At 57.7% G+C, this 11,466-nt stretch carries 1 protein-coding gene; it reads right to left on the bottom strand.

Annotation, left to right across the window (positions count from 1 at the left end; translation table 11 throughout):
• Window positions 1–11,466, bottom strand: an 11,466-nt coding sequence (locus AB1S50_RS17030; protein WP_367152255.1) for an amino acid adenylation domain-containing protein, incomplete at both ends; no start/stop codon positions are given.

The following is an 11,466-nucleotide window of genomic DNA, read 5'->3' as shown; positions in this document are numbered from 1 at the left end:
CACCACCACCGCAAGGCCGCTGTCAGTGACGATGTGCTGCAAACGTGCCAGCGGATAATCCGGGTCCAGAGGCACATAGGCACCACCGGCCTTGAGAATGCCCAGCAGACCCACCACCATTTCCAGCGAGCGCTCGACACACAGTCCCACCCGAACCTCGGGCCCTACGCCTTCGCCCATCAGGCAATGGGCCAGGGCGTTGGCACGATCGTTGAGGGCTACATAGCTCAGCTGCCGGTCGCCCGTCACCAAAGCCACCGCGTCCGGTGTGCGTGTCACCTGGGCTTCGAATAACTGCGCAAGTCCCACCGCCGGCACCGCTGCCCCACTGTGGTTCCAGGTGAACAGAAGATCCTGGCGCTCCTGCCTCGTCAATAGCGCCGAACTGTCTATGGCCTCATCGGGCCTCTCTACGAGCTGGCGCACCAGATTGTCGAGATAGACCTTGATGCGCCGGCGACTGTGTTCGTCAAAAACGGCGGCGTCGACACTCAAATCGGCACAAAAGCACTGACTGCGATCATCTTTGTAGGCGTCCATCAAAAAGAGATAATCTGTCTCCGCCCAGGCGTCGATTTTTTTCGGGGCGTCGATCCCCTCCCGGGCCTGATCCTGAGTGTACATGTGCCAGTTGGTGTAGTTGAGCACGGCAGCTGAAAAGTCGAGTCCCGACAGTTTTTGGATCTCGGCGATAGGCAAAAAGCGATGTTGGTGCTGACGGTTGAGGCACTGGTCTACAGCGCAAATATACTGCCGCCAGGACGCCTGACGGGTCGACACCTGCAAGGGCAAAGCGTTAAGGAATAGCCCCACCATTTTATCGGCGCCGGACATTTCGGGTCGCGCCTGGGTCATGACACAGGCGGCCACTTTGTGGGTACCATTGAGCAACGACAGCAGCGCCAGATAAATTGCACTCCAAAGGCTTTTATCGGCAACACCGAGTTCACCGCCCAGTGCCGCCAGGCGGCGGCTTAAGTCCCGGGAATAATCGCAGCGAATCATGACACTGGAGGACTTTGTACGCCCCGACCACCAGGGCAACTCCGCCATGCCCCCGGTTTCCTGTTGCCAGAAATTCCTCTCTTTGTCGTCCTCCAGGGCCGCGAGCTCCAGGGCGACATACTGATTGAATGAAGGGATAACCTCAGCCCCGGGCAAGGGCTGCCCACGCAGCAGGCGGTCATAACTCTGATACAACTCGGCGATAAAACTTTCCAAACTCCAACCGTCCCACAGGGCATGATTAAGGAACAGTCCGAAGACGAAGCGTCCGCTTGGCAGCAGATAAACGGCGGCCCGCCAAAGGGCCATCTGGGTGTCGATACCGCGGGATTTTTCTTCCTGCATCCACTCGCGGATGGCCTTGTGGGCGACCTCCTCGCTGTCCTGACTCAAATCCACCACCCGTAGGCCGGGCCGGCACACCCGGCGAATAAGCTGCAGCGGACGCTCACCAGACAAATCGTAAACAGCTTTCATCATGGGATGCTTGTCCAGCAGCCACACCAAAGCGTGCTCGAAGACAGTGGCGTCCCAGGGGTGGTTGAATTGGTACAGCTGAAGGTTTTCGTAGGTATTGAGTGCCGACTGCCGCTGGGCAAGGACAACCATGCCGTGCTGCATCATGGTCAGGGGGAAGGCATCCAACAATTGTTCGTCGGCTATGCTGGCCGCAAGACGCAAGCGCTCAGCTGCGTCAATCAGGGCAAAGGGCGCAATGGCCTCAGCGTCTACTCCATGTGTTTGATGTCGAACCGCTGTCTCTGCCAAGCGCTCGATGGAGGGGTGGCTGAACAGGTCATTGACGCTGAAATATACGCCGTGCTTTTTTGCCTCAGAGACGATGCCAAGGGAGCGGATGGAATCCCCACCCAGGGCAAAATAATTGTCGTTTACCCCCACCTTCTCTCGGCCGAGAATCTTTTGCCATATGTCGCAAAGAATCTCTTGTGTGCCGTTGACAGGAGCTTTGAAGGGCACATTGGCAAGGGCTCCGCGTCTGCCCTGTTCAGGATTGGGCAGAGCGTCAATATCGATGTAGTCACCAGCGTTAAGGGGTAATGAGGGCACACAGTGAATGATGTTTGGCAAGACCTCAGGCTGCGAACCTGAACGCAAGTACCCTAGAATACGCGTACTTATCTCTACTTGTGTCTCCCCTTTAGCCGGCAAAAGGCAACACACAAGAGCCCCGGAGGGCAACTTCACGACAGCGGACTTAATCACGCCCGGCACACGGTCAATCACCTCCTGCATCGCCATTAGGGAGCCCCTTGGCGACTGCCAAATTCGCAACGGACGCTCCTGTCCGTCCCCCAATCTCGACTCCGCGTCAAAAGCCGCAGCGCTTTCAGGCCTCGTATACGCTGGATATTGCGTCGCCAATCCCTCAACCAGCGTGCCAAGGCGCGCCTCAGGAGAAACCGTAAAGACTTCCAGGACCGCCGCCAGGCGCTCAAGCAAAATGTCGGCGGCGGCAGAGGAGATCACCTCGCTGGCGTGCAGCAGGGTGAGCTTGAAGGATTTTAGAGGTTGAATCATCAGGGTGACGGCGTAGTCTGTACTCTCATCGCTGTTCACCTTCGACAAATTAAAAGGCAGATCCTGGGCCAGGTCACTCGAAGCGGGGTAGTTTTCAAACACCAAAAGTGAGTGAAACAAACGCTGGCCAGAGCCATGAATGTCATTGAGGGACAAGAATCCGTGAGCCTCCCGCTGGCTCTGCGCCCGCTGAATATCGTCAAGCCACGCTTTCAGGGTCAGCTCGCCTTTAATCACGACAGGTACGGGAAGGGTATTGATAAACAAACCGACCATGCTGTCGATACCCGCCACGTCCGCCTGACGACCTGATACGGTTTGGCCGAATATCACATCGTCACGCGCGCAGCCCAGGCTCAACACACAGGCCCAGGCAGCCTGAAATAGAGTATTTACGGTGACGCCAGTGCTGCGGGCAAGGGCCGACAATTCCTCACTCAGCCCGGGATCGAGCGTTTTGATGCAACGCTCGCGACTCTGGGGGCGCCCCTCGTAGGCACTCTCGTTAAGGGGCAGCCCGCCACAGGGCATAACACCGTTAAGCTCGTGCGCCCAAAACTGTATAGCGCCCAGGCGATCCTGGCGGCGCAGCCAATGGACATAGTGTTTAAAGGCAGGTGGCGGGGCCTTGGACACAGATCTGTCGGCCAGGCTGTCCCGATATACGCTAAACACTTCTTTCAATACCAGGGGCATACTCCAACCGTCGAGGATGCTGTGATGGTGGGTCCACAGCCACAGGTGGCGGATGGGCGACAGCCTGACGCAGGTCATACGTAAAAGTGGCGCCACGTCGAAGTCAATGCCATGCTGCTTGTCCCGCTGTCGCAGGATCTCGAAGCGCTTCGCCACCTGGTCTGCGGGAATGTCACTCCAGTCGAGGTGCTCCCAGGGCAGATTCGCCCGGCCTTGCACCACCTGCAACAACTGACCTGCGGCCTCGACAAAAGCCGTTCGAAAAATATCGTGTCGCTCGATAACCGCTTGCCAGGCATTGGCCAGGCACTCCGGATCAAACGCGCCTTCTATCTCAAACCACAGCTGAGTGAGATAAGCCTCATGCCGGCTATCACGCAAGGTGTGGAACATGAGCCCCGCTTGCATACTAGTGGCGGGGTAGATGTCCACCAATGGCCAAAAACGATGCTGTAAATCCCGGACCTCACTGCGCGACAAAGCTGTCGAGGGAAAATCCCCCGGGGTCAGGGTTACCTCCTGACGCCTGTCACAGTGGGACAGAAGTTGCCGCAAAGCATCCTGCAGGTGTTGACCAAAGGTGGCCATGACCGTGGATTTAAAATGGCGGCGCGAGTATTCCACCTGAAAACCCAAGTGACCGTCTCTCACTTCGGCATTAATTTCCACCAGATGGGACCTTGGAAACCCATCGGCAATGTCCGGTCCACTGGCGACCGGATGTGGTGTAAGTGCAGTCGCCCCTCGTGAGTCGGCGGACACTTGTCCAAAGTAGTTGAACATCAATTGCGGCCGGTATTGCCTCTCCCGCGCCACGATGTCATCGTCTTTGCACAGATAGCGCAGTATTCCGTAATCCAGCCCGCGCCTCGGCACCGCTCGCCATTGGTCTTTGAGGGTGATAATGGCCGCCGCCAAAGCGTTATCCTCGGTCTCACCGGCCGGGGCGCGAAGATCGAGAAGAAAGGGAAACAGGCAGGTAAACCACCCCAAGGTATCGCTGAGATCCATGCCGTCAAAGGCTTCACTCTCACGACCGTGACTTTCAAGCAAGATGGTGAAGTGCGAGTGGGAAGTCCAGCGCTGGATGGCCAGGGCGAGCCCGGCCAGCAGCAGCTCCTGGGCCTGGGTTCCGTAAGCCTGGTTGGCACTGGTCAGTAGCGCCTGGGTTTCCCTCTTCGAGAGGTGGGCCCTGCAAATGTCGACATCCGCGAAGGTGTGATCGGCATCGGCAGAAATCGCCTGGGAATCGAGCGGGAGCGTGTTGGCGGCACCTTCCCACTGCTCTAGCCAAAAATCACGGGTGGCCGCCGGCAGATGGGAGCCCGCATAGTGCTCGATATGCTCCGCCCAACGCTGATAGGCGGTGGTTTTTGGGCCGAGGGTAATGGGCTGGTCGCGGTGACATTGTCCGAGTGCCTGCTCAAGGTCATGGACAATGATACGCCAACTGACACCATCGATGACAAGGTGGTGGCAGATGAGCAAAAGGTAAGACTTATCGCCGCCGGTACGAAAGATAAGTGCCTTAAGCAATGGACCCCGACGTAAATCCACGGCTGCTTTCACCCGCCCGCCCTCGACGCGTATGTGCTCAAGAACATCCGCGTAATCATCGGAGTTCAGCGCATATTCGTGCACGCAAGTGTGCAACAATTGATCTTCAAAGGGGGAGAAAACCGGCTCCACGTCATGAGCAGAGCCGCCCTCAGCGGGGTGAAACCGTAGGCGCAGGGCATCGTGTTTACGATGCAGCGCTGCGATACAGGCGGCAAGGGTTTGCGCCGAGATCCTCTCGTCAATGAGAAAGGAGTGTGACTGATGGAAGTGGTGATACCAGTCCGTTTTGTGGGACCAAAACCAGCGTTGGATAGGCAGAGGCGAGAGCTTGCCCGAAGAGTCGCCCTGATCCGCATACAGTCTGACCTCAGACAGGTGCTCGCAAATCACCCGTACAGTCTTGTATTTAAACAACTGGTTAACGTCAAAATGAAGACTGTGAGCTTTGGCCTGGGACACCACCCGTATGCCTAAAATGGAATCGCCACCCAAGGAAAAAAAATCGTCGTCAATGCCCACTGACTCAAGTCCCAGAACCTGCTGCCAAAGGCCGCAAAGTATCCGCTGTTGGGTGGTCATCGCCGGCGAATAGTTGGACCTGACTGACAGTTTGGGCAGTGGAAGCCGCTTCTTATCCACTTTGCCGCTTGCCATCAGGGGAAAAGCTGGCAGCTCCACCAACGCGGCAGGTACCATGTACACGGGCAACTGATTGCGCAAATATTTGCCGAGCTGGTCGGAAAGCGATTCGGTGGGCTCGCAGGCTAGCGACAAGCCATCGGCCTCCTCACCCTCGGGAATGAAATAGGCGATTATGACCCTCTTCTGCTCCGCCTCTACCACATTGGCCACCGCATCCACCACCCCTCGATGGCGCCTGAGCACGGCTTCAATTTCGCCCAGCTCAACACGAAAGCCGCGCAGACTGACCTGCTCGTCGGCGCGCCCAACAAACATCAGCTTGCCGTCTTGCCGATAGCGCACCAGATCGCCGGTGCAATAGAGACGCGCCCCAGGGCAGCCGCTGAAGCTGTCGGGAATAAACTTTTCTCCCGTCAGCCCCGGCCGCTCGGGGTATCCTCGCGCAAGGCCGCCCCCCCCAATATGCAACTCTCCGACAGCCCCCGTTGGCAGCAGCTGTTTGTCCGGATCCAGCACGTAGACACAAACGTTGTCGATTGGACCACCGATGGGTGGTGGGTCCATATCCAGCTGAATCTCACAGGTGGTCGCCACCACGGTGCTTTCCGTTGGCCCATAGGCGTTAAATACCCGTCGTCCCACAAGCCAGGGCTGCAAGACTTCCCGGGAAGGGCTTTCCCCCCCGACTGTGAGGGTGCCAACACTGTCAAATTGCTCAATGGCAAGGCTGCTTAATAGCGCCGGTGGAATAAAACTGTAGGTAATAGAGTGCGCTTCTACCGCGTGGCCCAAACGATCAGCGCAGGTCACCATTTCCTCTGGGATGATGTGCAAAGCGGCACCCCGGGTCAGGCTCATGCTCCAGTCCCAGGTAGCCGCATCAAAACCGATGGAGGCAAACTGCAGCACACGACTGTGGGGCCCCAAGCCGTATTGACGTGCCTGATAAACAGCCAGGTTACACAAGCTATGGTGGCTGAGGCCAACACCTTTGGGTTCGCCACTGCTGCCCGAGGTGTAAATCGTATAAGCGAGGCTCCGGGGGTGAACGACAACATGAGGGTTTTCGGACGTGGGACCAGTGCTTGCGACCGGTTCTAAGTCATCGAGCAGAACAAGGGGTACCACCCTTTGCTCTGCCCCCGCTTCTACTTTGAGTATTTCCCCGATGACCAGCTCGCCTGTCAGTGCACGCTGGCTGAGCAGCAGATCTATGCTCGCCGGGTGCAACAGTTGTCGCAGACGGCCAGTGGGAAGCTTGGGGTCAAGGGGTACATAGCAGGCGCCTGCCTTGAGTGTGGCGAGAATTCCGACGAAGGTGTCCAGCGAACGCGAAGTCAGCACTCCGACCCGACTTTCACAGGAAATATTCATCGCCACCAAAATGTGGGCAAGCCGGTTGGCGCGCCTGTTGAGCTCAGCGTAGGTAAGGTGCACAGCGCAGTCACATCCCTCCACAAGCACCAGGGCGATACTGTCCGGCCTCTGCACCACCTGTTGCTCCACCAGGTGATGTATCCCGCTAGACTCTGGCATGGGGGCCTTGCGCAGACCCCAGTCGTGGAGCTGACGAAGCCTCTCCTGCTGATTCAACATCTGAAGCTGCGACACGCACGCACTCGGATTATCCGCAATGCTTTCAAGCAACTGGCGGTAGTGACCGAGCATCTGCACAATCGTGCACCGATCAAATAAATCCGTATTAAATTCAGCCCAGCCACTAATTCCTTGCGCCGATTCCGACAGGCTTAAGGTGAGGTCAAAACGCGCAATGCCTTCCAGGGTCCCCTCATTGGTGACGGTGCTTCCATGTGCCTCAAAGCTTAAGGGCTTAAGATTGAACTCAGAGACAGCGGTGGACTTGGTCGCTGCACTCTGCAAGGCAAATACCACCTGAAATAACGGCGAATAGCTCGCACTGCGCTCAGGGTTCAGGGTCTCCACCAGATAATCAAAGGGCACATCCTGATGAGCGAAACCCTGTAGTGAGACTTCCCGCTGACGCGCCAATAAGTCGGTAAAAGACTGTCGTCGATCAATCTGGCAGCGAATAACCAAAAGGTTAATAAAGAAGCCAATCAAGCCCTCGGTTTCCTTGCGAAGTCGGTTTGCCACAGGCGTACCCAGAGCAAAATCATCTTGCCCACTGTAGCGACCAAGCAAAATCCCAAAAGCGGTAAGCAGGGTCATATAGAGCGTGGCGTTGTGGGCGCGGCTCAGGTTTTTGAGCTTATCCACCAGCTCCACCGGCAGGTCGAAGGTCTGAAGACTGCCTCGAAAGCTCTGCTCACTGGCGCGGGGCCGGTCGGTGGGCAGGTTGAGCAGAGGTGGCAGGTCTTTGAGTTGCTGCCGCCAGTACGCGGTCTGGCGGTCGAGCACGCCTTCGCTCAACCACTTTCGCTGCCAAACGGCGTAATCCGCATATTGAATGGACAGGGGTTCAAGCGGCGAGGCCTGCCCATCGCGATTGGTTTGGTATAGAGCCGACAATTCGCGGAAAAAAATCCGCAGGGACCAGCCGTCAGCAATGCTGTGGTGCATTGTGATCAGCAGCGCATGATAGTCTTCCCTGTCCACCCGCAGCAACCGCACGCGAAACAGAACGCCTCCATCCATCTCAAAGGTCTGATGTCGCTCTTCAAAGTAGATGGGCTTGAGCGCCTCTTCCGAAGCGACCTGCTCAAGGCGAACGAACAGCTTAGTGTCATCGATCACCTGCACCAGCTGCCCGTCGCGCTGTTCAAAGCGGGTACGCAAGGATTCATGGCGTTGGTGGATACCCACTAGGCTTTCGATTAAAGCTTCAACGTCCAGGCGGCCGTCAATACGCAGTGCCAGGGGAATATTGTAAACCGGTAGCCCACCCGTGACCTGACTGGCATACCACAGCCGCTGCTGGGCATAGGACGCAGGCAGAGGTTGCGCACGCGACACCTGTGCCGGCGCATCAAGCGACCATGCGGCATTGTCGGAGCGGGCTTTTTCGATGGCCATGGCCTGCTCACGCACGGTGGTGGCATCGAACAGCTGGCGGATCGGCAACTCGACCGCAAAGACCTCCCGTATCCGCGCCAGCAACTTGGTGGCCAATACCGAGTGTCCGCCTAGAGTGAAGAAGTCGTGGCAAACCCCAACGGTATCCAGCTTGAGTGTGTCACACCAAAGCTCGCACAGGATCTTCTCGACCTCGCTTTTTGGTGCTTGATGCTCCATTTGCTCAAGGTCACTCTCCTGGCGCCCCGGCAGTGAGCGGGTATCAACTTTCCCGTTGGGAAGCAGTGGAAACTGCTCGACAGCGACCAAATAGGCCGGCACCATATAATCGGGAAGACGCTCTGTAAGGGAAGGCTTGAGCAATGAAAACAACTGATGACCTATGGTCTGCAGTTGGGGATTGTTGGCAAAGGGCCGGCGCTTATAAGCGTGGCGAGCCAGTGCCGAGGGCGCCCGCAGCCGACTGAACACCACATCCATACAATCGAGGCGCTCCTGTGACCAGGTGACCGCAGGCTGGTAGCCGCATTCTTCAGCAAATTGCAGCAGTGCCTCGAAGGCGTGCATCTGCTCGATGGATTCCTGATTCAGGTGACCGGCCCGCTCACTCAGACTGACAAGCTGATTGCCGGGCCAGTGTTTAACACCCTCGGCAATGGCAACATCCTCGCGCACACGGGGATTTGACAGACCTGATACAGCAAAGGTTTCATACTCTCCGGCACTGAGAACCCCGCGCAGCACCTCCACACCACTGTAGTCAAACCACTTGAGCGCCGCCTTTTGCTCCGCCAAATCGGCAGCGATGGAATTCACCGGGCGCGATGCTGTGTTTTGTTTGTCGACCGACAACACAACATCGTAGCGGTAGCGCATCATTTCATTGTCGCCAACGCCGCGCCGCAACTGGATATCCACATCGACAATAGAGGTTGTGTCCGCTGCCAGGCTAAGAAAAAAACTGGGGCTGACCAGAAGCTCCTTTTCCTGTCGCAGCCGCTGTTGCACTCGCTGCCTGAATTCGCTGACGGCAATGCGTTGCCCCAGGCGGCTGCGTTCAATTGCGGCAGCATGAGCCTCGAGAAGATCATAATTGCGCAGATCGCCGATAAATATTTTGCCGCAGGACTGTATGCAATCCAGCGCGCGTGCGAGCAGCGCCTCAAAATACAGGCGATTGGGAAAATACTGCACTACCGAATTGATTACGATGGTGTCGTAATCACTCCCTGCCAGAGCTTCAATGCTCAGTGCATCCCCCTGGCTAAGACTGATATGTCGCCATCCGCGCCGATCTATCTCCTGCTGAATCCCACCAAGCGCTGCCGCTGATGGATCAAGAGCATAAATGGATTCACAGTGTTCGGCGTAGCGGTAAAGCAGCAGCCCGGTGCCGACCCCAACCTCCAGCAGCTTCTTCGGTTTCAGCGCCAATATACGCTTCATCGCCCCTGCCAGTAGCTCCTTGGTGTCGTCAAGCAGCATTGGCTCGCCGGTGTAACTGCTGTTCCAACCACTAAAATCCAGGTCCGTCTGTTCGGCGGTATTGGCGTCGGCGTAGTGGAATTCCCAGACTTTTGTCCACTGCTCGAGATTGTCGTCGTTGAGTTTGTTAGCAAGCTCGTCCATATAGGCTTGAGTGGGACGGACGTGAGCGATAATTCGCGTTTCACCCCGATGCTGTTCAATACCGACAACCGCCTGCTGAATGGCCTCCTCACGGGACAGTGCCGCCTCTATCTCAGCGGGTTCGACGCGAAAGCCACGGATATTGACCTGGTGATCAACCCGGCCCACATACTCAAGACAGCCATCCCGGCCATAGCGCGCCAGATCCCCCGTGCGATACAAACGACCACCGCCTTCCGCCTCATCAAAGGGGTCCGGCACAAAGCGCTCAGCCGTTTGCTCCGGGCGGCCAAGATAACCCCGCGCAAGGCCAGCTCCACCTACATACACTTCGCCAACGGCGCCCTCCGGCAGCAGCTCCCCTGCGGGACCCAGCAGGTAGACACGCTGGCGATCGATGCCGCGCCCAATGGGCGAGGTGCCGCCAATCAATACCCCGGTTTCAGAGGTATCCACCTCCCAGGCGGTGGCGTCGGCCCCCACTTCCGTCGAACCGTAAATGTTCACCAGGCGCGCACCCGGAAAGCGCTCGCGAAAAACCTTACCGTTGTCGAGCCTGAGCGCCTCACCGCTGCTGTACATCACCCGCAAATTCGGCACATGCAGAGATTCGCTCTCAAGCAGTGCATCCAAGAGAGAAGGCACCAGGGTGATGCGAGTAATCTGCCAGCGGTTCAGCACTGAGGCGAAGCTGCCGGCGCTTTGCAGGGTGTGTGTCGGCACCATCACCAGCGGTACGCCGTTAACCAGTCCCTGAAACAGCTCCGCTACGTGGTCGACGAAGCCGATACTGGTTTTCTGGCAAAACACCTCGCCGGGCTCAATACCCAGGCGGGCCAGCCACTGCACCCGGTTGACGATGCTACGATGGCAACACACCACCCCTTTGGGCTGCCCGGTGGAACCGGAGGTGTACATCAGGTAGGCGGCCTGATCCGGGTGTCGGCCCTGTGCCGGGGCGGCAAGGGGGGCTTCGCATTGCGATGCCAGTTGTTTTTTTATCTCCGCATCGTCCAGGGCCAGGCACTCCACCTCCAGATCGGCAAAGACAGCCTGTTGCGCGCACTCAAGCAATAGTATTTGCACCTGCGCGTCGCTCATCACATAGGCGATGCGGGCCTTGGGGTAGTCGGGATCGACGGGCACATAGGCAGCGCCCGCCTTGAGTACGCCGAGAATCGCGATCACCATGGACAGGTTGCGCCCGGTGCCGATACCGACCCGGCTTTCCGGGCCAATGTCACGCTGCACCAGCAGACGGGCCAGGCGGTTGGCACGGCGTTCGAGTTCATCATAGGTGAGGTGCGAACTGAGTTGCCGGCCAGACTGAGTCAGACCGGCCGTTGAGTCAAGCGTGGAGTGGATACTACTTGAGCTTGCGGCACGGTTGGCGGACCGGGC

Source organism: Microbulbifer discodermiae (genome assembly GCF_040742695.1).
Taxonomy (GTDB): Bacteria; Pseudomonadota; Gammaproteobacteria; order Pseudomonadales; family Cellvibrionaceae; genus Microbulbifer.
This window is presented reverse-complemented; position numbering and strand designations above follow the sequence as displayed.